This is a genomic window from Thiothrix nivea DSM 5205, assembly GCF_000260135.1.
Lineage (GTDB): Bacteria > Pseudomonadota > Gammaproteobacteria > Thiotrichales > Thiotrichaceae > Thiothrix > Thiothrix nivea.
This window is the reverse complement of record NZ_JH651384.1, coordinates 3800488-3824961: the sequence shown is the minus strand read 5'-3', so window position 1 is coordinate 3824961 and position 24474 is coordinate 3800488. Positions and strand designations below refer to the sequence as shown.

At 53.5% G+C, this 24474-nt stretch carries 29 protein-coding genes and 1 pseudogene; 11 read left to right on the top strand and 19 right to left on the bottom strand.

The features are described 5' to 3' along the window. Nucleotides 1–6: 6 nt before the first annotated feature. From dsrO to dsrA, 11 genes are all read right to left on the bottom strand, one after another. Complete coding sequence (dsrO, locus tag THINI_RS19080) at nt 7–759, bottom strand: sulfate reduction electron transfer complex DsrMKJOP subunit DsrO (protein ID WP_002710155.1); 753 nt, start codon at nt 757–759, stop codon at nt 7–9. Further along, nucleotides 756–1283, bottom strand: coding sequence for a hypothetical protein (locus THINI_RS19075; protein WP_002710154.1), 528 nt, complete (start codon nt 1281–1283; stop codon nt 756–758). The genes dsrO and THINI_RS19075 overlap by 4 nt, the downstream gene beginning before the upstream one ends. 41 nt (nt 1284–1324) lie before the next feature. Next, nucleotides 1325–3280 carry an NAD(P)-binding protein gene (locus THINI_RS19070; protein ID WP_002710153.1) on the bottom strand — a complete coding sequence of 652 codons (1956 nt, stop codon included), beginning with the start codon at nt 3278–3280 and terminating at the stop codon, nt 1325–1327. An 84-nt stretch (nt 3281–3364) separates the two neighbouring features. Beyond that, nucleotides 3365–4924 carry a sulfate reduction electron transfer complex DsrMKJOP subunit DsrK gene (gene dsrK / locus THINI_RS19065; RefSeq protein ID WP_002710152.1) on the bottom strand — a complete coding sequence of 520 codons (1560 nt, stop codon included), beginning with the start codon at nt 4922–4924 and terminating at the stop codon, nt 3365–3367. Nucleotides 4925–4958: 34 nt separating this feature from the next. Further along, a complete protein-coding gene (locus tag THINI_RS19060) occupies nt 4959–5657 on the bottom strand; it encodes a respiratory nitrate reductase subunit gamma (RefSeq protein WP_245536647.1) in 699 nt (232 codons plus the stop codon). A gap of 204 nt (nt 5658–5861) precedes the next feature. Next, nucleotides 5862–6194, bottom strand: a complete 333-nt coding sequence (locus tag THINI_RS19055; RefSeq protein ID WP_002710150.1) for a TusE/DsrC/DsvC family sulfur relay protein — start codon at nt 6192–6194, stop codon at nt 5862–5864. 32 nt (nt 6195–6226) lie between these two features. Next, nucleotides 6227–6532 carry a sulfurtransferase complex subunit TusB gene (gene tusB / locus THINI_RS19050; protein ID WP_002710149.1) on the bottom strand — a complete coding sequence of 102 codons (306 nt, stop codon included), beginning with the start codon at nt 6530–6532 and terminating at the stop codon, nt 6227–6229. 15 nt (nt 6533–6547) lie between these two features. Beyond that, a complete protein-coding gene (tusC, locus tag THINI_RS19045; protein WP_002710148.1) occupies nt 6548–6952 on the bottom strand; it encodes a sulfurtransferase complex subunit TusC in 405 nt (134 codons plus the stop codon). 11 nt (nt 6953–6963) lie between these two features. Then, complete coding sequence (tusD, locus tag THINI_RS19040) at nt 6964–7356, bottom strand: sulfurtransferase complex subunit TusD (RefSeq protein ID WP_002710147.1); 393 nt, start codon at nt 7354–7356, stop codon at nt 6964–6966. 26 nt (nt 7357–7382) lie between these two features. Then, nucleotides 7383–8459: a dissimilatory-type sulfite reductase subunit beta gene (gene dsrB, locus THINI_RS19035; protein ID WP_002710146.1), complete on the bottom strand. Its 1077-nt coding sequence runs from the start codon at nt 8457–8459 to the stop codon at nt 7383–7385. An 88-nt stretch (nt 8460–8547) separates the two neighbouring features. Then, nucleotides 8548–9843, bottom strand: a complete 1296-nt coding sequence (dsrA, locus tag THINI_RS19030; RefSeq protein ID WP_002710145.1) for a dissimilatory-type sulfite reductase subunit alpha — start codon at nt 9841–9843, stop codon at nt 8548–8550. Nucleotides 9844–10157: 314 nt separating this feature from the next. Between dsrA and THINI_RS19025 the strand changes: the two genes are divergently transcribed. The 5 genes from THINI_RS19025 to THINI_RS19005 all read left to right on the top strand — a co-directional run bounded on the left by THINI_RS19025 (nt 10158) and on the right by THINI_RS19005 (nt 12700). After that, on the top strand, nt 10158–11054 hold the full coding sequence (locus THINI_RS19025; protein WP_002710144.1) for a TauD/TfdA family dioxygenase: 897 nt from the start codon (nt 10158–10160) through the stop codon (nt 11052–11054). 8 nt (nt 11055–11062) lie between these two features. Beyond that, on the top strand, nt 11063–11260 hold the full coding sequence (locus THINI_RS19020; RefSeq protein WP_002710143.1) for a hypothetical protein: 198 nt from the start codon (nt 11063–11065) through the stop codon (nt 11258–11260). A 3-nt stretch (nt 11261–11263) separates the two neighbouring features. Further along, complete coding sequence (gene cas6, locus THINI_RS19015; RefSeq protein ID WP_002710142.1) at nt 11264–11953, top strand: type I-MYXAN CRISPR-associated protein Cas6/Cmx6; 690 nt, start codon at nt 11264–11266, stop codon at nt 11951–11953. Between the two features lie 121 nt (nt 11954–12074). Further along, on the top strand, nt 12075–12419 hold the full coding sequence (locus THINI_RS19010; RefSeq protein ID WP_002710141.1) for a TusE/DsrC/DsvC family sulfur relay protein: 345 nt from the start codon (nt 12075–12077) through the stop codon (nt 12417–12419). 89 nt (nt 12420–12508) lie between these two features. Then, the gene (locus THINI_RS19005) at nt 12509–12700 is read left to right on the top strand and encodes a hypothetical protein (protein ID WP_002710140.1); all 192 of its coding nucleotides are present in this window, start codon (nt 12509–12511) and stop codon (nt 12698–12700) included. Nucleotides 12701–12781: 81 nt separating this feature from the next. Here THINI_RS19005 and THINI_RS19000 read toward each other — a convergent pair whose 3' ends face one another. Both THINI_RS19000 and THINI_RS18995 read right to left on the bottom strand, forming a co-directional pair. After that, nucleotides 12782–13873, bottom strand: coding sequence for a hypothetical protein (locus THINI_RS19000; RefSeq protein ID WP_002710139.1), 1092 nt, complete (start codon nt 13871–13873; stop codon nt 12782–12784). Between the two features lie 130 nt (nt 13874–14003). Continuing rightward, the gene (locus tag THINI_RS18995; protein ID WP_002710138.1) at nt 14004–14672 is read right to left on the bottom strand and encodes a Fe2+-dependent dioxygenase; all 669 of its coding nucleotides are present in this window, start codon (nt 14670–14672) and stop codon (nt 14004–14006) included. A gap of 552 nt (nt 14673–15224) precedes the next feature. Here THINI_RS18995 and THINI_RS18985 point away from each other — a divergent pair. Next, entirely contained in the window at nt 15225–15770 is a 546-nt protein-coding gene (locus THINI_RS18985) for a cytochrome b (RefSeq protein WP_002710136.1), read from the top strand. Between the two features lie 14 nt (nt 15771–15784). On the opposite strand, the gene THINI_RS18980 is transcribed toward THINI_RS18985, so the two are convergent. From THINI_RS18980 to THINI_RS18965, 4 genes are all read right to left on the bottom strand, one after another. Further along, nucleotides 15785–17032, bottom strand: coding sequence for an MFS transporter (locus THINI_RS18980; RefSeq protein ID WP_002710135.1), 1248 nt, complete (start codon nt 17030–17032; stop codon nt 15785–15787). Nucleotides 17033–17113: 81 nt separating this feature from the next. Then, nucleotides 17114–17308, bottom strand: a complete 195-nt coding sequence (locus tag THINI_RS18975) for a hypothetical protein (RefSeq protein ID WP_002710134.1) — start codon at nt 17306–17308, stop codon at nt 17114–17116. A gap of 201 nt (nt 17309–17509) precedes the next feature. Next, nucleotides 17510–17782 (bottom strand): HNH endonuclease family protein, encoded by a 273-nt coding sequence (locus tag THINI_RS18970; RefSeq protein ID WP_002710133.1) that lies wholly within the window; start codon nt 17780–17782, stop codon nt 17510–17512. Nucleotides 17783–17789: 7 nt separating this feature from the next. Then, on the bottom strand, nt 17790–18719 hold the full coding sequence (locus tag THINI_RS18965; protein ID WP_002710132.1) for an NAD(P)H-binding protein: 930 nt from the start codon (nt 18717–18719) through the stop codon (nt 17790–17792). Between the two features lie 273 nt (nt 18720–18992). Here THINI_RS18965 and THINI_RS18960 point away from each other — a divergent pair, with 273 nt between their 5' ends. From THINI_RS18960 to THINI_RS18950, 3 genes are read left to right on the top strand one after another with little or no spacing between them, the layout of a single operon-like run. Further along, nucleotides 18993–19616 (top strand): IS607 family transposase, encoded by a 624-nt coding sequence (locus THINI_RS18960; protein WP_040841102.1) that lies wholly within the window; start codon nt 18993–18995, stop codon nt 19614–19616. Next, nucleotides 19613–20836 (top strand): RNA-guided endonuclease InsQ/TnpB family protein, encoded by a 1224-nt coding sequence (locus tag THINI_RS18955; RefSeq protein ID WP_002710130.1) that lies wholly within the window; start codon nt 19613–19615, stop codon nt 20834–20836. Before THINI_RS18960 ends, THINI_RS18955 begins: the two co-directional genes overlap by 4 nt. 18 nt (nt 20837–20854) lie before the next feature. Then, the gene (locus THINI_RS18950; protein ID WP_002710129.1) at nt 20855–21397 is read left to right on the top strand and encodes a DUF924 family protein; all 543 of its coding nucleotides are present in this window, start codon (nt 20855–20857) and stop codon (nt 21395–21397) included. Between the two features lie 42 nt (nt 21398–21439). Here the strand turns inward: THINI_RS18950 and THINI_RS18945 are convergent, their stop codons facing one another. Then, a complete protein-coding gene (locus THINI_RS18945) occupies nt 21440–21739 on the bottom strand; it encodes a hypothetical protein (protein ID WP_002710128.1) in 300 nt (99 codons plus the stop codon). A gap of 136 nt (nt 21740–21875) precedes the next feature. After that, complete coding sequence (locus THINI_RS18940; RefSeq protein WP_002710127.1) at nt 21876–22361, bottom strand: DUF427 domain-containing protein; 486 nt, start codon at nt 22359–22361, stop codon at nt 21876–21878. A 259-nt stretch (nt 22362–22620) separates the two neighbouring features. On the opposite strand from THINI_RS18940, the gene THINI_RS18935 reads away from it, so the two are divergent. Both THINI_RS18935 and THINI_RS27395 read left to right on the top strand, forming a co-directional pair. After that, a complete protein-coding gene (locus THINI_RS18935) occupies nt 22621–23103 on the top strand; it encodes a LabA-like NYN domain-containing protein (protein WP_002710126.1) in 483 nt (160 codons plus the stop codon). Nucleotides 23104–23188: 85 nt separating this feature from the next. After that, nucleotides 23189–24456: pseudogene (locus THINI_RS27395) on the top strand (ISAzo13 family transposase). Nucleotides 24457–24474 lie beyond the last annotated feature (18 nt).

Genomic DNA, 24474 nt, shown 5'->3' with positions numbered 1-24474 from the left:
CTTCCTTTAGATGCCGTGGTAACGCACGCCAGTGTTCAAACCGAGGTCAGCGCGAATCTGCTTGCCACCCATCGCCTTCAATGCCTGGCTGACGCTGCTGTTCGGATCATTCAGGTCACCGAAAATGACCGCATCCGGCGCAGCTTCAACGCACGCTGGCAACCTGCCCTCATCAATGCGATGGACGCACATGTTGCAGGATTCAACCGTGCCCATGCCACGTGGCGAGTAAGGGCGCTGGTCAGTCAACGCCTCATGCACAAAACTGCGCGCCTTGTACGGGCAAGCCATCATGCAGTAACGGCAACCGATACAGATATGCTTGTTGACCTGCACAATGCCATCTGCACGTTTCATGGACGCACCCGTCGGGCATACATCAACGCACGGAGGGTTCTCGCAGTGCTGGCACATGACCGGCAAGCTGAAACTGTGTTGGGTCAATTTATCAGTGACCTTCACCACCCGCGCCCAATGCGCTTTCTGCGCCTCATCGGAATGCTCTTCGCTACCCCAGCCATGCTCCTGCTTGCAAGCAGCGACCATACCCGCGCCACCATCTGGCAGCTTGGTAATGTCAATCAACATCCCCCAACGCTTGGCATTGGTAACAGCCTGGTCAGCGGGTTTGGCAGCCACTTCACCAGCAGCTTGCGCTTCACGCAGCACAAAGCCAGGTGCAATAGCGGCAGTCGCAGCAACACCACCCAATGCCGTCACAAATTTGCGGCGGTATTCGTCAACACGGTTCTGGCTCATTGTGCAGCTCCTTGTTGTTGGGGTTGCTGGGTGACCATCTGTACTTCCGCAGCAGTTGGTGCGGGTGCATTAGCAACACCTTGGGTAAAGTGATGACCCTCAGCGCTGCCTACAGCGTGCTGGTAATTCGGGTTCTGATCAACCTGAGGGCGATCAGCATGACACTGGAAGCAGTCAATTTTCTGACCAACTGCTGCATGGCAGGTAGTGCAGAAATGTTCCTTGTCACCGTAGTGCAAAGGCGAACCGTCCTGCTTGGTAGGTGAAACGTGGCAGTTGATGCACTCTTTCAAACTATGCTGCTTGGTACGGATACCTTCAATCACGGTTGCATCACGCTGATGCATGAGGAAATCCATGTGCTTGGTACGGATCATGTTTTCTGGCTCAACGCATTCCTCGGCCTTTTGCTTTGCTGTGGCAAGGTTCAGGTCAGCCTCGGTTGGGGCCTTGCTGCAACCAGCCAGCAGCGCAGCGAAAGCCAGCGCTGATGCCAGGATTACCTTTGAAAACTTGCTAGTCATGCTGATTCCTGTCGGGACTGCACTCATGGAAGGGGGTGAACTTACTCACCCAGACCCATTTCGATGTAGCCAGTTGGGCATACGTCTGCACAGATATGGCAGCCAATGCAGCGGCTGTAATCGGTAGCAACATAACGACCCAGGGTAGCCTGCTTCTTCGGTACACGGTAAACCGCATCCTGCGGGCAGTAGATAACACAGTTATCGCATTCAAAGCACATGCCGCAGCTCATGCAACGGCCTGCTTCCTTGACAGCATCGGCTTCAGCCAGCGGGTTCATACGCTCGGCGAAATGACCCAGCACTTCCTCCGCAGTTGGCACATCTTCAGTACGCTTGTTGCGTACAACAGCGGCAAAATGCCCCAGGAACAGGTCGCTGGAAGGCACGATCACGTTCTTGGAACGGTCATCGTAGTTGTGTACTGCAAAGTCAGCGGAGGAAGTGCCACGCAAATCTTCTGCCTTGGTTTCTTCAAAGCTTTTCGGATCCAAACCCGCTTCATGCAGTTTTTCCATCAGGTCGAAGTGGTGCTTGTCCACTTTCGGACGCTTTTTCAGCTCTTCGCTACGCAGGAACTGGTTGATGGTTTCAGAAGCGATGGAAGCTTGGCCGATTGCCGTCGTCAGCAGGTGTGGGCGAATAATGTCACCCGCTGCGAAATGCTTGGCTTTGCCCGGCACACGGTACAAAGAGTCAGCATTGATCTGGTTGCGGCCATTGTTGAAGTCATCCAGACCATCCAGCTTGCCGAACTGGCCGATAGCGGAAACGATCAGGTCAGCTTCGATGATGGTTTCCTTACCGCCTTCTTTGGCTTCAGGCATGTTGCCCTTCATCACGCACTCGACCACTTTCAGGCCAATCGCACGGCCATCAGCGCCGAAAACGATTTCCTTCGGCATCACTTCAGTCAGGATAGTAACGCCTTCTTTCAGCGCATCCTGAACTTCGTGTTCAGCCGCAGTCATTTGCTCCAGTGGGAACAGGGTGGTCAGGGTAACAGTGGCAGGCACTTTGTCAGCCACATCGCCGTGCACCAGCTTGCTGGTCGCGGAATCTTCAGGGTTTTCGCTGTAGTTGGCCAGTGTGCCGATACGACGGGAAACGGATACCACGTCGATGGAGGTATCACCACCACCCACGCACACCACGCGCGGTGCTGTGTATTTCATGGTGCCTTTGTTGAAGGCTTCCAGGAAGTCAACCGCTGATACGCAGTTGGGCGTTTCTGCCCACTTGTCAACGAACAGGCCACGGCCATTCCAGCAACCAACTGTCCACAGGATAGCATCGTAATCCGCTTCCAGTTGCTCAACAGTCACATCAGTGCCGATCTTGGTGTTGCAACGGATTTCGATGCTACCCATGTCGACGATACGCTGCATTTCAGCTGCCAGCTTGTCACGTGGGACACGATAGCCAGGGATGCCGTAACGCATCATGCCACCCAGTTCAGGGTGCTGTTCAAATACAGTAGAAGCATGACCCATACGGCGCAGTTGGTAAGCAGCCGCCATACCAGCAGGGCCGCCACCGATGATGGCGACTTTCTTGCCACTCATTTCTTCCGGTGCTTCAAACTTGAAGCCGCCGGCGATGGCGCTGTCACCAATGTACTGTTCGATGGAGTTGATGCCAACGAAGTCATCAACGTCGTTACGGTTACAACCATCCTGACATGGAGCCGGGCAAACGCGACCCATCATGGATGGGAACGGGTTAGCGTTGGTGGAACGGCGGAAAGCGTATTCCTGCATGGACATGCCAACAGGTGGTTTTTCAATGCCACGCACGATTTGCAGCCAGCCACGAATATCTTCACCAGACGGGCAACTACCCTGGCAAGGTGGAGTTTTGTGAATGTAGGTTGGGCACTTATGAGAAGTATCCTGCACGAAAATCTTGTCGTGCATACTGCCCCATTCATGATCCCCGTCCTTGAAACGGCGATATGTATGAGCCTGAAGCTTGCTGTCGTTAGGTGCGGTTGCCATGCCTATTCTCCTGTTAATAACCCGGAAAATACCAAGTTAGAAAAATCAATATCTTAAAATCCACTCAAATCCAGTGACGGACGATCAATCGTCGTCTTCATCCTCTTCAGGTGGCCGTGGCGGAATCACGGACTCCTGACGTTGCAGGATGATCGCATTGCTCACCAGCTGGTGGACACTGACAATCTGATCCATGGTGAAGCCATAGTAAGGCAGCACCTTAGTAAATTGAGACTTACAAATGGCACAGATTGCAGCCATGTGTGTTACGCCATGATGGGTAGAAACATGTCTGAGAGCCTCAGCGCGCGGCTGAGCACCTTTAACACGCAATTCCATCAAATCATCAGTCAACAGACCACCACCACCACCACAGCAGAAGGTTGCGTCATGGATAGTGTCAGTCGGCATGTCGACAAAGTTGTTACAAACTGCCCTGATGACCTTGCGGGGAATCTCGAACTGACCGCCGGGTTTGGGTCCCATACGGCTGCCACGTGCGACGTTGCAGGAGTCGTGGAAGGTCAGCACTTTGTCATCATTTTCGCTTTTGTCGATTTTCAGCGTACCTTTCTCCAATTCACCGAGGGTGAATTCGAGAATATGCTGAGGGATTGGATAACGTTGATCCAGAAAATCAAATGGGCCAGCCAGCGTATTCAGGAAGCTGTAGGCAACGCGCCAAGCGTGACCGCACTCGCCGAACACGATACGTTTTACTTTCAGCTTGATCGCCGCTTCGCGGATACGCATGGAAACCCGGCGCATGTTTTCGTAAGAACCGATAAACATACCGAAGTTGGCGGCTTCAGAAGCATATGAACTGAATGTCCAGGTCACGCCGGTTTCGTGGAACACCTTGCCATAGCCGATCAAACCATCAATATGTGGTTCAGCGAAGAAGTCGGCAGACGGCGTAACCAGCAGGATTTCCGCACCTTCCAGATCCATCGGGTAGCGGACAGCAATACCGGTGTCATCAAACACATCTTCTTCGATGCCCAGCAGCGTGTCATCAAGCGCCAGCTCAGGCAAACCGAGGTTGTTACCGATTTTGAAGACCTTACCGATGATCTCGTTGTTGTACTTGGAACCCATGCCGATATGGTCAAGGATTTCCCGCGCAGCCATGGAAATTTCAGCTGTATCAATACCATAAGGGCAGAACACAGAGCAACGGCGGCACTGGGAGCACTGGTGATAATAGTTATACCAGTCACGCACCACGTCTTCAGTCAGATCAACCGCGCCAACCAGTTTCGGGAAATATTTGCCAGCGAACGTGAAGTAACGGCGGTAAACCTTGCGCAGTAAATCCTGACGGGCGACCGGCATATTTTTAGCATCATGTGTACCAATAAAATAGTGGCACTTGTCGGTACACGCGCCACATTTGACGCAAATATCCAGATAAACCTGTAAAGAGCGATAACGGCCCCGCAAATCTGACAGTTTGTCCAGCGCACGCTCTTTCCAGTTGGGAACCAGATCACCGACCGCATCAAAATCGACCGGGAAACCCATTGCCTTCTGGAAATCCTGCTTGGCAATGAATGGGCCAGTGCCCTTCATGGTATCGTCCTGCACCGCAGGAACTTCCACGAACCCTTCGCCAGTCAGTTTTGGAATCTCGTAATCAGCCACAATAGATGCCTCTCAAATCGGATCAGTCACACGCTCATTTATTCAGTTCGCTCAGGAAAGTTTTTCCCTGGCGTTCCAGTTCCAATGCCCAAGGGGAAACATGGCGCTTTTCACGCGGGTTATCCACCTGGTTACGGGTCGGGCTGAAGAACACACCTGGCGCGTGCAATAATTTACTGATCGGGAAGATGATCATCAGGATGGCCACCAACAACAGGTGCACCAACACAATCGGATCAGCAGGCAAACCGCCTTCCTCACCGAAGAAACCAAACGTCAACATGCCACCAAAGAACGCCTTGACCTGGGTTACATCAGTATGGGAGACAAAGCTCATCATCAAACCACTCATGCCGATGGCAATCAGCAGCGCCAGCATCAGATGATCAGATGGAGCAGAAATATAACGTACCCGGTCAACCAGGAAGCGGCGCGCCCACAAGCCAGCCAAACCCAGCACCATGGTGATGCCTGCATAACGGCCAAACGGCTGCATGAACACCAGAAAATCATTCATGCCAACGAAATAACGGCTGTGACGGATCAATACCAGCCACAAAGACATGTGGAACAGGAAGGCGAACAGCCACAAAATCTTGTTGGAACGGAACAGGCTTTCAAAGAAAGCGACTTCGCGGAACATGCGCCACACCACACCGCCCTGGGTAACAGGTGCTGGCGTAGTCGGGATTTTCAACGGGGCTGGTGTGTTCCAGTATTGGCGAACCTTCATGGCGACACCAACAACAAGGATTAACGTTGCCGCCCAAAACAACAGTCCGTAAAGGATACTTACGAATGTCACTGCGTACTCCTGAATTCCAGATTCTCTCTTCTGAAAATTTGTCTTGCGGAATGGCAAATCAAAGCTTAAGAAGAGGCTCCGGCGAACCGGAGCTGTCTTCAATGTCTTGCGACCAACCTGCCGGTTTGCGGATTACACGCAACCGGTTGGCTTCGGCAGACCAGCATATTTACATGCTTGCTTGCCAGGGCCGTATGGGAACAGGCTGTACAGGTACTTGGAGTTACCCTTGTCAGCACCCAGACGCTTGCCAACGGCTTTGGTCAGAACGCGAACTGCCGGAGCGATTTGGTACTCTTCATAGTACTCACGCAGGAAGTTCAGGATTTCCCAGTGTTCGTCAGTCAGGGTAACGTCTTCTGCGGTTGCCAGAGCTGCCGCAACTTCCGGAGTCCAGTCGCTCAGATTTTCCAGATAACCTTCTTCGTCCAGAGGAATGGATTTACCACCTACTTCCAGTGCCATGATCGGCCTCCTGTCTAAAAATTGTTTAAAACTTACAACCAGCTTTGGGTGCGGTCGTTGTCAGCGGTCAGGTCAACAAAGCCTGCATAATCAACAACAGTTACACCTTCCATTGCTTTGCCTTCCAGACCGCGCGCTGCCAGGTCTGCACCCAGCACATACACGGACTTGTCAGCCATTGCCGCTTTCAGCTTACCGGCAAAGCTTGATCCATCGACTGCACCGACCACGGCATCTTCAATCATCAGGATCGCATCACCTGCGCGTGCATGAGCAAGGCAGGAATCGAAAGCCACACGTTCAAACGGGGACTTGTTTACGATATGCAACATAGCCATTTTTCAAATCCTCCGTTAGAAGCTCAGAACTACGTCTTGCTCAGCCATCATCGCAGCCATCTCGTCACGGTTGACCAGAATGATGGAAGGCTTTTCAGCGTAATCGTCGTCAGCGTCTTCGTAAGTCAGCTCCATCAGGTCATCAACCGTCAGGCCACGCTCTGCCAAAGACTCGTTGGAAACATAAAGCTTAGTGATGTCATAATCACCCAGCGCACGGTAGGTCGGCGAGAAGTTCTTCATGCCGATACCCTTGCTGTTCTGGCCTTTGGTGATCTGGTAAACACCGTCATCAATGAAAGCCAAGCTGACGTTTTGCTCGAATGCAGCGGAAATCAGTACGACTTCCAGTGATTCCAGCGCGTATACAGTGCCGTAAGGAGCCTTGCGGTTTACGAACAGAAAATTCTTGGTAGACATCGCAGTTCTCCTTAATCGCCAAACACAACCAGACGGTCGGACTGGATACCACCTTCAACCAGCTGACCCAGACCGGAAATCCGGAAACCAGGCGCAATGTTGTTGGCGTCCAGACCCTGACGCTTGGCTTCGTCTGCATCCATAATGCCGCGGCGCTGTGCCGCTGCGATACAGATAACCAGATCCAGACCGTGCTTTTCAGCCAGCTCTGTCCAAGCTTTCTGGATCAGACGGTCGTCAGCAGGTGGAACTGTCAGGCGAGTACCGTTGTTTACACCGTCATGGTAGAAGAAGACACGAAAGATTTCGTGTCCCTTCTCCAGCGCGGCACGGGCAAACTGAAGGGCGGAATCAGCAGACTGGTGCTGATAAGGGCCTTCGTTGACCAGAATTGTGTATTTCATTCTGTCTATTCCTCGTGCCGGTCAGATCAGAAACGGATGTGGGTGGAAGAGTTCAGGTTCGCACGTGCACCACGCCAGTTGTCGATGTGGTACTTGGTGAACGGCAGACCGGTCACTTCGAAGAAACGTGGCCAACCGATACGCTCAACCCATTCGTTGATACGTTCCCAATCTTTCGCACCTTCCTTGTAGCAAGCCAGGATCTTCTTGACGATCGCGGTGGCTTCAGGCCAGCGAGGAGGGTTGTTCGGGATACCGGCAGCAACCAGACGCTGGAAGGTAGGCTTGCCACGGGCATTGGAGTGGTTACCACCGATCCAGACAGCCAGCTGGGTGTACTGGTGATCGTTGATCTGCATTGGTGGGCAAGGCGGGTAGCAAGCACCGCAGCAGATGCATTTCTTCTCATCAACTTCCAGAGAAGGCTTACCATCAACCATCGCAGGACGGATAGCTGCTACCGGGCAACGCGCAACAACGGAAGGACGTTCGCACACGTTACCAACCAGCGCGTGGTTGATTTTGGGTGGTTTGACGTGCTGTACGTTGATCGCGATGTCACCCTGGCCGCCGCAGTTGATCTGGCAGCAGGAGGTGGTGATGTGAACACGGTTAGGCATGTTCCACGCTTTGAACTCAGGCAGCAGCTCATCCATCATGGCTTTCACAACGCCGGAAGCGTCAGTACCAGGGATGTCGCAGTGCAGCCAGCCTTGGGTATGGGACAGTGAGGTAACGGAGTTACGGGTACCGCCAACCGGGAAACCAGCGTCTTCCAGTGCTTTGACCAGCGGCTCAACCTTCGCTTCGGTATCCACAACGAATTCGATGTTGGAACGGATAGTGAAGTGAACGTAACCATCACCGTAGGTATCGCCGATGTCCATCAGCTTGCGCAGGGTGAACACGTCGAGAATACGCTGGGTACCTGCACGAACAGTCCAGACTTTTTCGCCAGTTTTGGAAACGTGAACCAGCACGCCTGGGCGTGGGTCTTCATGGTATGCCCACAGACCGTAGTTGCGGCGCATAACAGGGTGCATGTACTGGAAACCGTCCGGGCATCCAGATTCAATAGGATCGCGCATTTCTGGTGCGGCCATTGCAAAGCCTCCGTCAGAGAATTACTTTATAAAATATCGTCGAATTCAGGTCGGCAGGATGGGCTACCCCACCCTGCCAACGATGCCATTAAGCGGCAGCTTTTTCTTCACGCTTGCGGTTGAACCACTCTTCAGCGGCCTCATCCCAACCGTCAGTACGCACGTAAGAAACGTTACGTGGTTGCTTGATCATGTTTGGATCCGGATCGATGCCGATGCCTTCCAGGAAGTTCACCAAACCGATACGCTCGATCATTTCACCGCAACGCTCATGTTCCAGACCATTTTCAGCCCAGAAGTCGATGATTTCGGCAGCCATCTCAACGATGCGCTCGTAATCTTCTTCGGTATCCAGCTTCATGAATGGCACAACTACAGTACCCATCAGGTCGCCGATTTTCAGGGTACGCTTACCACCGATCAGGATGGTTACGCCCTTGTCATCGCCGACTTGCAGTGCTTTTGGCATGACGTTCAGGCAGTGCATGCAGCGCACGCAGTTGCTGTTGTCAACGGTGATAGTGTCGTCGTCATTCAGCTTGATAGCCTGGGTTGGGCAACGGCTGATAACGTTGTCGAACATGTATTGACGGCCTGCGGAACGATCACCTTCTTTGCCAATTTCCTTGGCCTTCTTCATGATCATTTCCTTGACGGCTTCCTGATTGACTTTCATGTCGTCACGCCAGGTACCAATAACAGCGAAGTCAGCACGCTCGATAGCGTTCTGGCAGTCGTTCGGGCAGCCGGAAACCTTGAACTTGAACTTGTAAGGCAGCGCAGGGCGATGCACGTCGTCAGTGAAGTTATTCATCAGACGGCGATGGATCGCATGTTCGTTGCAGTTAGACATTTCGCAACGGGCAGCACCCACGCAGGACATACCAGTACGGACGCAAGGGCCAGCGCCACCGAGATCCCAGCCGTATTCATTGATTTCATCAAAGAAATGCTGGTAGTTGACACTATTCGCGCCGATGAACATGATATTGCCGGTCTGGCCGTGGAAAGTTTGCAGGCCGGAACCCCATTTTTCCCAGCTATCAGCCAGCTGACGCAGCATGTCGGTGGTGTAGTAGTTGCCTGCTGGCGGCTGGACACGCAGGGTGTGGAATTCTTTGGATTCAGGGAACATATGACCGACTTCAGAGAAGCGCGGGATGATGCCGCCACCGTAACCGAAGACAGAGATGGTACCACCCTTCCAGTAACCCATTTTGGTTTCGTAGGAATGTTCCAACTGACCCATCAGGCCATTGATGACATTACGGATGCGCTCATCTGGATGCTCATCGCGCAGTTTCTTGAAGCCGCTGATAAAGCTAGGCCATGGGCCTTCTTCCAGCACGTCTAGCATCGGCGTTGGATAATGTTTCGTTGCCATACCTGCCTCCTCAGTAAAACGATCTATGGCGTTTCCCTCTGACACGTGCTCTACAAATCAGACGGTCAGACGAAAAAGTAAACAATTAACAGAACTTGGTTTGCTCAAGTTACGAGTGCGCTAAGTGTATGCGTAGCATCCTGATCAGAGAATCTCACCCATGGGGTGCTACCTGAATCCGGGCTGTATCCCCAAGGGGATAGGTCTACAACATAACCGTCATAAGTGCCTCAAGAGCGGTACAATAGCATATTCGCATTTTTTAATATTGCAAATAGCCAATCAATCCTAGTGGATTAGGCAGGATCCAGCATATGACCCCATCACCCTTCAACATCAATGACTTGGAAACCTATCAGCAGTGGCGCGAAAAAAAACTATCTGCGTACCCTTTGTCTACCGAAAGCCTATTGACGCCGATTACTACGCCAGAATCCCCTTCAGCGGCGGAACTTGAGCGTATCCAAACGACCTGCCGCCAGCACAACATGGCGCTCTATCACTTTGAGCAAGGGGATCTACGCAGCAAGCGTTCCGTCCATCGGCTGGGAGCCTCAGCAGGACTGTACCGCCTGGATAATAACTTGTGCGCCGACGAAGATAGCCTCACTTCCCTGCATGTCACTACCCATGCCGGGCAACACGATTACATCCCCTATACCGATAAAAAGCTAAGCTGGCATACCGACGGTTACTACAACCTGCCGGAAGAGCAAATCCACGGCATGGTGCTACATTGCGCCCAGCAGGCCATTGAAGGCGGTGAAAGCTGGTTGATGGATCACGATATTGCCTACATCCTGTTGCGTGACGCCAATCCCGAGTGGATTGCCGCACTCACGCACCCACAGGCGCTCACCATCCCAGCCAATATACTGAACGGCGAAGTAGTGCGCCCGGAACAGTCCGGCCCGGTTTTCAGCATCACCCCGGCGGGCAACCTGCACATGCGCTACTCTGCCCGCCAACGCAATGTCATCTGGCGCGATGACACAGCAACCAAAGAAGCTGAAGCATTCCTATTGAATTTATGGCAACAGGACTCACCTTATAAAATAAGGTACACATTGCGGGCGGGCGAAGGCCTGATATGCAATAACGTCCTGCACTGCCGGACTGCATTCACAGACAGTGATGAACCCGAACAAAAGCGCCTGCTCTACCGGGGACGTTATTACGACCGGGTAGCCAATACCGACCTGACACTTTAGGAGACAACATGCTGAGTTTGAGCCAGATTCTGATGGCAGAAGGTGAAGCGATCAGCACCTTCGAGGAACTGAAAACCACCGTGCAAAAGCGTGCACTGGAAACCGGTTCCATTTTTTTCCAGATCGACATTGAGCCGCCCGGTTACAGTGACCGCCCAGATGACTGGTATGACCAGCTGGAAATCGCATTTTCTTCGGCGAGGTAAAGCATGTTCTGGCAGGAAGATGAAGATAAGACCCTACCCTATCAAGCGCCGGATGACGTTCTCGACCTGAGCTTCGCCATCCAGTGCAAGCAGTTGCCACTGGATCATGCCTGGCCGTTATCGCAGGCAATCCACGACGCGCTACCCTGGTTCCATGAAGAAGATGTCGCAGGGATCCACACCATCCATGTTGCCGAAAGTGGCAATGGCTGGTTACGCCCGGAAGATGCTGCAAACCAGCTGCTCCTGCCCTCCCGCCGCACCCGCATGGCATTACGCATCCCCAAGCACCGCCTACAGGATGCCCAGGCATTAATAGGCGCAACGCTGGATATTGATGGGCACGCGCTGACTGTAGGCGAAGGCAAGGAAAAAACTCTGATCAACGCCTCCGTCATTTTCGCCCGTTATGTCTTGTCGGACGCGACTGAGGAAGAACCCGACTTCCTGCAACGCATGGCCAAGGAAGTCCGCGACATTGCCGGCTTCAAGGTCAAGAAAATGATGTGCGGCAAGAGCCATACCATCAGCACCCCGGATGGTATCCTGCACACCCGCCACCTGATGATTGCCGACTTGGACAATGACCCTTCCATCCGCCTGCAACAATATGGCCTGGGTGGTGGGCGTAAACTGGGATGCGGCCTGTTCATGCCCCACAAAGGCATAAAAACCCTAAAACCAACGGAATAGCTCCCGCCCGTTTCACGTATCCCTTTTGAGGAATGGGAGATAGCACGCCGTACAGTATAATTTTGCGGTCAAGTATTTCACTGAAATGAACCCGTTCATTTAAGTTTTGAGGAAGGAAACAATGGCTTACGAAGTAAACGGTCAAACCATCGAAACCACAGAAGCAGGCTATCTGGTCAATCTGACTGACTGGAATGAAGCAGTTGCCCAGGTCATCGCCAACGAAGAAGGCATCGGCGAACTGACTGACAAGCACTGGGATGTTATCAACTTCCTGCGCGATGAATACATCAATAACAACGGCAACCAGCCGATGGAACGCATCATCCAGAAAGCCATGGCTGAAAAGTGGGACAACAAAAAGCTGAGCAGCAAGGACATGTACAACCTGTTCCCGCGCGCACCTAGCAAGCAAGGTTTGAAAGTCGCTGGCCTGCCAGCTACCAACCGCAAAGGCGGTTACTAATCCTATCCGAAAGGGGGTATTCCCCCTTTTACCCCAATCCGTTTATCCTGCCCGACAGGATTCTGGTTTTATATAGAGAGGCATCGGACATGAGCACAAAGCAAGAGCTGATTAGCGAAATGCTGGAAATGCAGAAAAAATTCATTGCGTATGAACAATCTGGCCAATTCAACGCTGAAGAATACTATGTTGGTGAATGGAAAGCTTACCGTGAGCGTTATCAGGAACTGACCAACCAAGTCCGCGAAATCGCTTCAACCGAAGCCAATTTCTGGAAATAAGCTGGTCACACAGCCTGCATATACGTAAAAAAGCCGCTCTTCAGCGGCTTTTCTCATCTCCAGCACTTTCTTCCAGTAAAGTTAACGATTGACCCGTCCAACCGACTGCACTTTGCGCACTTTGGCCCAAACACCATTGTTGGGCTCATGCACCACCTCCAAGATAGTGATCAAATCCCCTTGCTGGAAACCACCCATGGCGCGGTTGCCATGTGGCCGATCATAAAGGCCGTGCAATTCCTGGGTATGATAGCTGTCTCCCACCACCGGTAAACCACTATCCGGCGCAACATGCAGGCGCTGCCCATGCCAACCGTAAGCCCGCAACTCACCCAGATAAACCCAGGTAACCGTGCCAACCGGCAAAGGCTTTTTGCTGGCTGTGGGCGGCGCGGGAACAGGCAAACTAACTGCTTCAGGCTCGACCACGGCAACTGCCTGAACCACTGGCGGCAACGCCGCCTCTTCCAGGCTCAGCTCTGGCAGCTGAGGCATGGCATCGACCCCATACAAGCCCGCACGATTAGCCGCAGCGGTACGGGCAGCCTCCACATCAGCATGGAGTAACGTGGCGGCTCTCGGGATACTGCTGGCCGGGCGGGCAGCAACCACGGGCTTTGTCACGGAGCGCCCCACACGCTTTGCCCTGGTTACGGGTGCTAGGCGGGTAGTGGAAACCTTTTTAGCTTTCGCCCCATCACTATTCGCCCTGGACTTGGCAGGCGAGTTAACCACCCTCGCTGCCGGAAGAACCTCCTTGTTAACCGCTTTCCCTGCCCTGTTATCAACAGTTAGCGCAATATTTTCCGACGGCTGGAGGGGGGGTGACAGCGTGGCAAGGAAACTTGCGCCCGCCGACATTGTGCCTACAATATCCTGGCGATCCAGTGCTATCTGAAGGGGAACAGCAGCAGGTTTGGGGAGGATGCGTTCGCTGACTGACCCGTTCTGGGGCTTGTCTGCCTGACGCAAGGCGGTACGGGCTGATTGTCCGGATGCAGCTTCAAAACTGGAAAGTTCTTCCGTCTGCGCTTCCAGATCGGTTAGGCGGTGATAAAAATAACCCAGACCCGCCAGCGTACCCATTTGCAGGGTGGCAACCGGTACCCAGACCATTGCCTGTTTCGTATTAAACTCCCACCAAGACGCGCGTTTCATCACCAGTTGCGCCATGCAAAACTCCTTTTACCAGCAAGCCAGACTCCAAAGCCGCTTATTTTTATGCATGAAAACAGCTTGCCGCAACAGGCATTCCAGACAAAAAAATGAATTTTCCCGTCAAGAGGCTAACTATTAAAGGAAATTATACATTACTCCACATCCGTAATAGGTTGATATGCACCGTACTGATGGCAGAGGCTTCATCGGATTGTGGCAGTTTTTCCATGACACCTTCCCGCGCCTTGCCCAACTGGTAAAGCAATTCACGCTGATAGGGGTCTTTCACCAGACTTTGCGCCCAAGTTACCGCCACCAGCCGCGTGCCTGCGGTCACTTCCGCGACCTTGTGCCAACTCCCTGAATCATAAACAATCGCATCACCGGCTTTACCACGGATCTTTTCTTCACCATACGAAGTGCGGATGACAATTTCGCCACCTTCGTAATCGTCGTTGAGGAATACAGTAGTGGAAACATCGGTGCGGTAGCGTCCCGACATCGGCCCCATCACAGGGTCATCCACATGAAACCCATAGGTCATGCCGGGTGTGTAACGGGCGTAAAAAGCCGTGGCAACACGCAATGGCAACACGGCAGCCTGATACTCGGGATGCTGCACCAACGGCCCCATCACCATGGCATTCAAGCGGCGGTGCAAGGGGCTATTGAGGGAAAGCTCCTGATTATTTTTAACTTTGGCCGCTTCCATGCCAGCGGAAAAACGTCCGTCCACGAATTCGCCGGTTGCCAGCAACTCCTGCACTTCCTGCAAGCGCTGGGCATCGAGCACATTCTTGATCTTTAACAGCATGAGGTTCTCCCGCTATCCATTGCCCTGCTCTGGCAAAAGCAAAACGATTAGTCTAAAAGCGGAACCAGACTGGGGCAAGTTGTTACTGATATTGGCGCTTTCTCAACCTTCCCCGGGACTCTTTAAGCAACTCCTCCTTGAGGTGTCCGCTTTTCACAGACCAACGCACCATATTGCGCCAGAACAGATATTCAAGGGTGATGAAGCGCCCTTTTTTGAAAGCCCAGAGGCAGACACCCGTAGAAAAGCACAACAGCAATACTGCTACGACAGGAAATAAGAGATACCAATAGCTCACCACTCCTCCTACAGAAAATTAGAAAATGCTTATAATCCAATAGGTTTTATTGCACTCAAGTCTGCGCCTTAATTAACTTAGGGTCAACCCTTGGCGATGCTAGCCGACACAAGTTTTATGGAGTTCGGCATTGCGTACAATGTAGCTCCGTTACCCTCGCCAACCCCAGCAGAACCTACAGAAAATCCCAAAAATTCAGACTACCCTAATACGGATTCAGACCGTCATTTTCAAACAACACCCAGGACATACTCATGAACCTACGCAACACTGATCACAGCTATGGCCCAGTAACACGAGCCATCCATTGGTGGATGGCTGCCATCATCATCAGCCTGATCGGGCTTGGCTTGTATATGACCAGCTTGCCTGACGGCGACCCAAAATGGGAACTTTATGACCTACACAAAAGCCTCGGTTCACTGGTTTTTGTCCTGGTATTAATCCGGCTTGCGTGGCGGCGCATTACGCCACCACCACCCTTGCCTGCCGCAATGAGCAGTTTCGACAAACTCGCCGCGCATACCGGCCATATGCTGCTGTATGCAGCCATGATCACCCTGCCAGTCACCGGCTATCTTGATTCATCGCTGGGCGGTTACCACCTGAGCGTTTTCGGGTTATTCGACGTACCCATGCTGTTTAGCGAGGACAAGGAACTGTTCGAGCAAGTAGTAACCCTGCATCGTTGGATCGGTTATGGCTTGGCGCTGCTAATAATTGCCCACATCGGCGCTGCATTGAAACACCACCTAATCGACCACGACAGGGTACTGATGCGTATGTTGCGCGGACAGTAAACACCAGCAAGCCGCTACGCACCCAAGCGGTTTTCCGCCAAACGATCCTGGTGCTGCTGGTAAAACCGCTGCGCCAGCAACAAACAGATGCCCGCCAACACCCAGCAAATCGCCGGTAAGGCATTCATCCAATCGGCAAACGCAGTCTGTTTAGGCAAGCCATTCAAGACAATCAACACCCGCACCAACGCACCCAAGGCCAACATGCTGAACCACGAACCCAGCACCAAACCGCCATGTGCTTCCCCACCAATATGCAACGAAGCCGATATACCCGCCATGAACAGCACCCCCCATGCCCCACCTGCCAACAGTTGGGCAATGATGAGTGAGTCCAGGCCAAAATTATAAGAGGCCACCCACAACCCAACGACACCCAAGACCACCGCCAGCAACATCACCAGCCAGGGGCCGTGCTTTGCGCTTAAACCACTGCCCGGAAACACCAGCAAATTAAAACCAATCCAGAAAACCGGCATCAGCCAGGCCAGCTTTTCCGGCTCGGCAAATTGCAGGTATTGCGCTGCGCTGTTGACGAAAAAATGCACCTGAAAGCCCAATGCCAACAGCAATGCCCCTGCCAACAGGCTAAACAACAACTTACGCGCGGCGGGGTCATCAATCGTCTGCGGGGGCTGCGCTGGTTCAACAGGTTTACCCCCCTCAGCCAGATAGCGTTCCATGAAAATCAGGCCGACCGTCGTCAGCCACAAGGTCACGCCAGTCAGCAAAAACGGCAGCAACGGGTCAACCGTTTTCAGCACCACGCCCAGATAAGGCCCCACGGCCCCACCCACAGCCAGCCCCACCAGACTTAGCGCCACCAGCCACGAAACCTGCGACTGGCTTGCATGTTGCGTCACCAGCACAAAAGCCGGCGCGCGCAATACCGAAGAAGTTGCCACCCACAAGACCAGCGCCCCTACCCACACGGCCTGCCCCAGCGCACCCAAACTACCCGTTTCAGCCAACCACGGCATGGCAACAAAACCTATGCAGGAAAGCGTATTAACCCCCAAGATAAAAGGCCCAATCCGCCCTATCAGGTAGCGGATGCGATCTGCCGCAAACCCCATCAACACATCCATGACCGCAAACAGGAGCTGATCCAACAATACAAACCACAACAGTTTGTCTTCACCGATCCCCACCTGCTTGAGCAGGTCACCCAGGTAAACGATATACACAATCCAGGTCGTGAAAAATAAAAACTGGACAACAGCCAGATAAGCCGCCACCCGTCGCAAGCGCTGCTCCCTCATACATACCCCGCGTGCTCAGAACACAACTTTTTCAAGTATAGACGCCGCTGTTGGGTAATGTGCAGGGAAAACTCATGCCGCTCAGGTAGGCTGGATCAATATCAGTAACAATCCCGCCAACAAATAGTAAGCAGAAAACTGGATCGAGAGGGGCTTCTTGAATTCCTGTGGGATATAGTCCTCCACAAACGGGAAAAAATGGCGCACGCTACCAATGACCAACACTGTCAAGCCAAACAGCACCAGCAAAACCCCTATTGAAGCCAGAAACGCCATCCTGATTTACCTCCCCATCATCCCGTTAAGACCAGTCTAGCAAAGATGGGCTGAGAAAAGCCCGTGCACATCCACCCGTGCGCACAATTTTGCCGCCAGCAGGCACAAACCACCCAGCCTGGCGAAGATATTAGCCGTGGTGAAATCATTATGCACGTCCGCCAGCAGAAACGCCGGGCTTTATGCTCGGGTTTCTGCCCATCACGGCAACGGCATGAGTTCCAGATGCCCAGGGTTGATGCACAACCTGTTGCCGCAAGTTTGCCGCACCAAGGCTTTGTCAGGAATAGTACCGAAAAAAGCGATATAGCTGGCGTCTTCGGCACTGACGGTGCGGGTTGCGCCACTTTCATCCTGGATCATGGTGCGGCCACGTCCGCTGTTGGAAATCTGCCCCTGCCATTCCCAGCAACCGGTTTCGGAGCTGGGCTGGCTGAGGGTTTGGAGTTGTCGCTGGAGTTTGGCGCGGTACATGCTGACGTCATACCCCTTGTAAGTAGCCGAGGTTTTCAACGGCAAACCGTTTGGGGTGGATGCCGAACACGCCCCAGGCGGAATGGTCAGTGCAGGTATTGCCTTCCAGCAGCATGGTGATCTGGTCGCGGGTGATCGGGAACCACGCTTGCCCATCCAGCACGCTGGCAACCAGCTTGATGACATCCGCCGGGGCAGGCAGCATCAGTTTGCCCTTGCCGCCCGCAACTTGCGCGATGGTCTGGAGGATTGCTTTCCAGGTTGGCGCATCCGGCCCGCATAATGGGAATACGCGCTGGTTGGCTGCCGGGTTGCCCACCGCAGCGGCAAAGGCGCTCGCCACATCCTGCACATGCACGGGAGCCATCTGGAACTGGCCTGCCTGCATGATATTCAGGCCGCCGAAAAACAACGGGGCAGGAATCGGTGGTTGCACCAGTTCCTTGTCCAGTTGAGTGCAGAATTCCATGTTGCCGCGTGGGTCGCCGAAAATGACCGAGGGGCGGAAAATCGTCCAGCCCAGCCCGGATGCCTGTACGCATTGTTCGGCGCGGAATTTGGTGTCCTGATAAGCGGTTCCGCCTGCCTTCACGCCGTTGGCGCTCATCAGGATGAACTGTTTCACGCCCTGCTTTTGCGCTGCGGCTACCGTGCGCTCCACGCCCCGGAACTGGGTTTCCTCGTAGGTGATGCCTTTGGCGGGGAATTCACGCAGGATGCCGATCAGGTAAATCACCGTATCTGCGCCTTGCAGGCAGTTTCCCAGCGCGGCAGGATCGCTGATGTCACCGGGAACCGTGACACAGCGTTCCGCCTGCGTCAGTTTGTATTCGCTGCCGGAACGCACCAGCACGCGCGGGGCGTACCCTGCATCAAGCAATGCGTCGATGACGTAAGAGCCGACAAAGCCCGTGCCGCCAATGATGCTGATATTCATAACCTCTCCTTAAACCGCAATTCCTGTACTTGATTATCCATAATGTACAAGTATCGTGCTAATATTAGTTCAATTTGAATGGTATTTTGTATAAGTTAATAGTAAGTTCAGGAGGGTGGTATGATGCGGGGTTCCAGTTTGTTGTTACTGGTTGGTCTAAGCAGTCCGGTAATGGCCGATTACGCTTACCCAGCATATTTTCCCCCTGCTCCCCAATAAGGGTAAGTTACAGTTCACTTGAAACTTATACATAGTTATACTGACATGCACAATATGGATAAGTTACTATCAATTGGTGAAGCAGCAGACTGGCTCGGTGTCAGTACCATGACGCTGCGCCGTTGGGAAGCGTCCGGCAAGTTGATCCCAGAAAGGACGGCAGGCAACCAACGCCGTTACCGCCTTTCCCAAATTGACCCGACAGCAAGCATTCTGCCCCCATCCGTCCGTAAGACGCTTGCCTACGCCCGCGTTTCCAGCCATGACCAGCAAGACGGCCTTGAACGGCAAAAGCAAGTGCTGGAATTGTATTGCGCCCAACAAGGCTGGACATTTGAGTTGGTGTCTGACTTGGGTTCAGGCATGAACTACTACAAAAAGGGCTTGAAACGCCTGTTGAACGAAATCATTGCGGGTCATGTTGGGCGTTTGGTAATCACTCACAAAGACCGTTTGCTGCGCTTTGGGGCTGAACTGGTGTTTTCCATCTGCGAAGCCAAAGCAGTGGAAGTGGTGATTGTGAATACAGGTGAAGACACCACGTTTGAAGAGGACTTGGCAACGGATGTGCTGGAAATCATCACCGTCTTTTCCGCCCGTTTGTACGGCTCACGTTCCCACAAAAACAAAAAGTTGCTGGACGGCGTAAAGCAAGCGGTGGAAGATTCACGCCAATGATCATCAGCCACAAAATCCGCCTTACCCCCAACGACAAGCAAGCGGCTTACTTCGCCAAAGCCGCAGGCACGGCACGGTTTGCCTACAACTGGGCATTAGCCGAATGGCAAACCCAATACGCCGCATGGAAAGACGACAATAGCCAACCCAAACCTTCACAATTTTCACCCCGCAAACAACTGAATGCCATCAAACGCGAGCAATTCCCGTGGATGCTGGAAGTCACCAAAAATGCCCCCCAAATGGCGATTATCCAACTGGGTGCAAGCTTCAAGAACTTCTTTGCGGGTCGGGCAAAGTACCCGCAATTCAAAAAGAAAGGCAAAAGCCGTGACAGTTTCACCCTGACGAATGACCAATTCAACATTGACGCTTGCCGCATCCGCATTCCCAACCTTGGGCAAGTGCGGATGCGGGAACCGTTACGCTTTTCCGGCAGAATCCTATCTGCTACCGTCTCCCGCACTGCTGACCAGTGGTTCGCCAGCATCACCGTGGATACCGACCAAAATCACTTGCCACCCACCGAAGACCAAGGTGTGGTAGGCGTGGATTTGGGCGTATCCACACTGGCAACGCTATCAACGGGGGAGGTGGTGGCAGGGGCGAAGCCACATAAAGCCCTGCTTTCCCGCCTGCAACGGCTCTCCAGTAGCTTGTCCCGCAAGGTCAAAGGCAGTGCCAACCGCACCAAAGCCAAGGCAAAACTGGCAAAGCTCCATGCGCGTATTGCCAACATCCGTCAGGATACTTTGCACCCACTCACCACCGATTTAACCCGCCGTTTCCATACCATCAGCATCGAAGATTTGAACGTGTCCGGCATGGTGAAAAACCGCCATTTGTCCCGTGCTGTCAGTGACATGGGCTTTTTCGAGTTCCGGCGGCAACTGGAATACAAAGCAGAAATGCGTGGCGGTGTGGTGATTGTCGCAGACAGGTTCTTTGCCAGCAGCAAAACCTGTTCCGCCTGTGGTGAGAAACGGGAAAAACTCCCGCTGTCCGTCCGGCAGTGGGATTGCCCGGCCTGTGGCGCAAGCCATGATCGGGACGTAAATGCGGCTATTAATTTAGCCAACTACGCCGTGAGTTACACGGTGTCTGCCTGTGGAGGGGAAGACTCTGGCCTTGGGTGCAAACCGAAGACGAAACCAGCCCCAGCGAAGCAGGAATTTGACAGTAAATTTGACGATGTTCAAGTTTGTATAAGTTCAAAGTAACGGAAAAAGGAACAGTTCATGACCCCCGAAGACATTCTCACCTTTTGGTACACGCCGCCCATGCCGCAGCATTGGTTTGCATCAACCCCCGCTATTGATGCCGACATCCGCGCGCGTTTCGGCACGCATTGGGAGCAAGCGGCGGCGGGCGAGTGGGATCATTGGCAGGCAACACCGGAAGGTTGCCTTGCCCTGTGCATCGTGCTGGATCAGTTTCCGCTGAACATGTTCCGGGGGGAAGCCCACAGTTTTTCCACCGAACAGCAAGCGGTTGCGGTGACAAAACACGCAGTAGCCCGTGGCTTTGACCAGCGATTGCCTGTAGAGCGCCGCAGTTTTCTCTACATGCCCCTGATGCACAGCGAACATCTGGGCGATCAGGACGAGTCGGTGCGTCTGTTTGAAGCCGCGGGGTTGGAAGCAAATGCCCGTTTCGCTCATCATCACCGTGAAATTGTGCAATATTTCGGGCGGTTCCCACACCGTAACGCTGCATTGGGGCGTGAGAGTACAGCGGCAGAGCTGGCCTATCTGGCCTCCAAAGATGCGTTTACGGGTTGAGAGAAGGTGCTATACGGCAAGCCAGTATGCTATTGCCGTGAATTAGTTGCGTGCTGGCTTACCCAACCACCACAAAATGCTGCCGAAAAACAGTGCCTGAACGGCTGGCACAAACCATATTTTGGGGTGGTCGGCCATAACGGAGATAGCCAGAATCAACGCCATCAACACCAGAAGCTGCCCCAGCCAACGCATCCAACGTTGCATCATGGCTCCGTCGATGGACTGCACCGTTTCCCACAGCCCCAGTGATGCCAGCAGCCAACGGGCGCGTTCCGGCAGCAGAGCCGCCAGCACGAAACCGACAATGAGGAAGGCGCTGAGTAGGTAGATGAAAATCATAACGACGATCCTCCCTGGTTATCAGACTTTCACAAACGGGCACACATCCCGCTGCACACCGATGTAATACATGATGCCTTCTTCTTCATCGAAATAGGGGCTAATGTATAGAACTGCATTCCCATAAACAAGGCGATTATGAACAAACTCTACCCGCCGTTATCCAGCTGCCATTGCGGTCATCGCGCTGTGACCAGACACGCTCCCCGTCGATGTAGCAGGCAACACGTGCCGGGTGAAAACAGACATGATCAGAGAGGGCAACAAACGCTGCGCTGGGGTTGGCATAATGGCAGGCCGCCCGTGACGAGGTACGTGCGCCAGTGTCGATGGTGTAGTAGCAGGAATCTCCCCGCCACTGGCAATGGCCACCCTCGTTTTCACTCTGCAAATATTGGGTACGCACATCTTTCCGGGGTAAGTAAAACGTGACTGGCGCACCTGGGCCGCCCACCACGCGGATAATGCTGTTGCTGCGGGCAATTAATGTGTCACCCAAGTAAACTTCAATCGTCCGGTTTTCGGGAATCAGGCTGGGCGGGCAAGACTGTTCCCAAGCTGATGGCGGGTCTTGGCAGGTAGCGCCAGCGTCAGCAGGTCGAACATTGTTATCATTGGACATCAGCCGGACACCTCTGAATACTTGACTAAAGCGCTAAGTATATTCGCGGCCTGAAGCCTTGTTGAGAAACCCGTCTCTTCATGCGTCTAATCCCTGTCAAACAAATGATTTAAAAGAGATTCATTTGCTTAGCGTTATGTTGCGCCGCAGTCGTTTTGCGCTGCGCTTACCTTTTGCAGCTACCGTTGCCCAAACTTCAATCTTGTACTAAAACATTATCAAATCAACAACCATACCACCAAGTGAGCAGCATCCACCTGTGAGAAAAGTCAGCCTGTTTGTCGATGTGCAGAACATCTACTACACCACCCGCGACGCCTACGGGCGCGGTTTTGATTACAACCGTTTCTGGGCGCGGGCGACTGCCGGGCGGCAAGTGGTGCAGGCGTGCGCCTACGCCATCGGGCGTGGTGACGAAAAGCAGAAGCAGTTCCAGAACATCCTGCGCGCCATTGGTTTCGAGGTGAAGCTGAAACCCTACATCCAGCGCAGCGACGGTTCTGCCAAGGGCGACTGGGATGTCGGCATCACGCTGGACGTGATCGAAGCCGCCGCCAATACCGACATCATCGTGCTGGCTTCCGGCGATGGCGATTTCGACCTGTTGCTGAAGCGGGCGAACGAGCGTTATGGGGTGGAAACCGAGGCGTATGGCGTGCCGGGGCTGACGGCGAATTCCTTGATTCAGGCGGCGACGCGGTATATCGCGATTGATGACGGTTTGCTGCTGAAGGCGAAGTAGGTTTACCCCCCCCGACTCATTCCTTACTATAATTTAGAAGGTAAGGAATAGAGGTAAGGGGATTTCCCTGAAAGATTCCCCCGCAATGGCTACACTTGTCTTATCGACAAGCGGAGTCCCTATCCCCATGCCCCCCGAACCCCAAACAGCTAACCCGATCCTGAGTGAATCCCAGATAGCCGACCTGAAACTGGCGGCCTCGAAAATGTCTGGCAGCACCCGCCGTGCGTTCCAGGCGGACATGAGCCGGAAATATTGTGCAGGCAACGCCCGCCAGACTGAAAGGTGTTTTGGCTGGGGTCGGGAGGGGGTGCAGTTGGGTTTGGAGGAACAGCGCAGCGGCATGGTTTGCGTGGGTGCGCAGGCGGCGTATTGTGGCCAGAAGCGCTGGGAGGAAACCCAGCCGGAAGCGGCAGCCGCCTTGCTGGCGCTGGCGGAAGCACATAGCCAGCAAGACCCGACATTCCGCAGCAGCATCGCCTACACCCGCCTGACGGCGGCGGAAGCCATCCGGCAGTTACAGGCCATGGGTTTCAGCGGTGGACAAGTGCCCGCCCCCAGCACCATGGCGCGGATACTCAACCGGAATGGCTACCGCCTGCGCAAGGTGGAGAAAGCCAAGCCGCAAAAAAAATTCCAGAAACCGACGCCATCTTCGCCAATATCCAGGCCAACGATGGGCAGTTTGCCGATGGGGCGGTCAAACGCCTGAGCATGGACTGCAAGGCGACCGTCAACATCGGTGACTACTCACGGGGCGGGAAAACACGGGGTGACAATAAAGCCGCTGACCATGAGATGGGCTGCAAAGAGAAATACATCCCTTTTGGCGTACTGGATGAGGACAGTGGGCAGGTTTACCTGACCTTCGGCAGTTCCAGCAAAACCAGTGACTTCATCGTGGATTCCCTGTGCCGGGTATGGGAACAGATGCCTTCTGCTGACAAGGACGCCTGCCAGTGCATCCAGATCAAAGCGGACAATGGCCCGGAAAGCAGCGGGATCAGGACGCAATTCCTCAAGCGCATGGTGGAATTCGCCAACCATACCGGTAAGACAGTCCACCTGCTGTACTACCCGCCTTACCACAGCAAGTACAACCCGATTGAACGCTGCTGGGGGATTCTGGAACAACACTGGAACGGCACCCAGCTCAAGGATGCCGAAACCCTGCTGGAATGGGCAAAAACCATGACCTGGAAAGGCATCAACCCCATGGTCGAATTCAGTCGCAAGGTTTATGAGAAGGGTGTGACCCTCAGCAAAAAAGCTATGGAGGCTGTTGAGGCGAGGCTGGAAAGAAATGCTGCTTTACCAAAATGGGACATTCTGATTCGCCCTGTTTTTGGGTAATGTCTTTGAGGTAAATCA

Coding starts and splice junctions, on each gene's coding strand:
- dsrO (WP_002710155.1), bottom strand. CDS start 759: ATGAGCCAGAACCGTGTTGACGAATACCGCCGCAAATTTGTGACGGCA.
- THINI_RS19075 (WP_002710154.1), bottom strand. CDS start 1,283: ATGACTAGCAAGTTTTCAAAGGTAATCCTGGCATCAGCGCTGGCTTTC.
- THINI_RS19070 (WP_002710153.1), bottom strand. CDS start 3,280: ATGGCAACCGCACCTAACGACAGCAAGCTTCAGGCTCATACATATCGC.
- THINI_RS19060 (WP_245536647.1), bottom strand. CDS start 5,657: ATGAAGGTTCGCCAATACTGGAACACACCAGCCCCGTTGAAAATCCCG.
- THINI_RS19055 (WP_002710150.1), bottom strand. CDS start 6,194: ATGGCACTGGAAGTAGGTGGTAAATCCATTCCTCTGGACGAAGAAGGT.
- tusB (WP_002710149.1), bottom strand. CDS start 6,532: ATGGCTATGTTGCATATCGTAAACAAGTCCCCGTTTGAACGTGTGGCT.
- tusC (WP_002710148.1), bottom strand. CDS start 6,952: ATGTCTACCAAGAATTTTCTGTTCGTAAACCGCAAGGCTCCTTACGGC.
- tusD (WP_002710147.1), bottom strand. CDS start 7,356: ATGAAATACACAATTCTGGTCAACGAAGGCCCTTATCAGCACCAGTCT.
- dsrB (WP_002710146.1), bottom strand. CDS start 8,459: ATGGCCGCACCAGAAATGCGCGATCCTATTGAATCTGGATGCCCGGAC.
- dsrA (WP_002710145.1), bottom strand. CDS start 9,843: ATGGCAACGAAACATTATCCAACGCCGATGCTAGACGTGCTGGAAGAA.
- THINI_RS19025 (WP_002710144.1), top strand. CDS start 10,158: ATGACCCCATCACCCTTCAACATCAATGACTTGGAAACCTATCAGCAG.
- THINI_RS19020 (WP_002710143.1), top strand. CDS start 11,063: ATGCTGAGTTTGAGCCAGATTCTGATGGCAGAAGGTGAAGCGATCAGC.
- cas6 (WP_002710142.1), top strand. CDS start 11,264: ATGTTCTGGCAGGAAGATGAAGATAAGACCCTACCCTATCAAGCGCCG.
- THINI_RS19010 (WP_002710141.1), top strand. CDS start 12,075: ATGGCTTACGAAGTAAACGGTCAAACCATCGAAACCACAGAAGCAGGC.
- THINI_RS19005 (WP_002710140.1), top strand. CDS start 12,509: ATGAGCACAAAGCAAGAGCTGATTAGCGAAATGCTGGAAATGCAGAAA.
- THINI_RS19000 (WP_002710139.1), bottom strand. CDS start 13,873: ATGGCGCAACTGGTGATGAAACGCGCGTCTTGGTGGGAGTTTAATACG.
- THINI_RS18995 (WP_002710138.1), bottom strand. CDS start 14,672: ATGCTGTTAAAGATCAAGAATGTGCTCGATGCCCAGCGCTTGCAGGAA.
- THINI_RS18985 (WP_002710136.1), top strand. CDS start 15,225: ATGAACCTACGCAACACTGATCACAGCTATGGCCCAGTAACACGAGCC.
- THINI_RS18980 (WP_002710135.1), bottom strand. CDS start 17,032: ATGAGGGAGCAGCGCTTGCGACGGGTGGCGGCTTATCTGGCTGTTGTC.
- THINI_RS18975 (WP_002710134.1), bottom strand. CDS start 17,308: ATGGCGTTTCTGGCTTCAATAGGGGTTTTGCTGGTGCTGTTTGGCTTG.
- THINI_RS18970 (WP_002710133.1), bottom strand. CDS start 17,782: ATGTACCGCGCCAAACTCCAGCGACAACTCCAAACCCTCAGCCAGCCC.
- THINI_RS18965 (WP_002710132.1), bottom strand. CDS start 18,719: ATGAATATCAGCATCATTGGCGGCACGGGCTTTGTCGGCTCTTACGTC.
- THINI_RS18960 (WP_040841102.1), top strand. CDS start 18,993: ATGGATAAGTTACTATCAATTGGTGAAGCAGCAGACTGGCTCGGTGTC.
- THINI_RS18955 (WP_002710130.1), top strand. CDS start 19,613: ATGATCATCAGCCACAAAATCCGCCTTACCCCCAACGACAAGCAAGCG.
- THINI_RS18950 (WP_002710129.1), top strand. CDS start 20,855: ATGACCCCCGAAGACATTCTCACCTTTTGGTACACGCCGCCCATGCCG.
- THINI_RS18945 (WP_002710128.1), bottom strand. CDS start 21,739: ATGATTTTCATCTACCTACTCAGCGCCTTCCTCATTGTCGGTTTCGTG.
- THINI_RS18940 (WP_002710127.1), bottom strand. CDS start 22,361: ATGTCCAATGATAACAATGTTCGACCTGCTGACGCTGGCGCTACCTGC.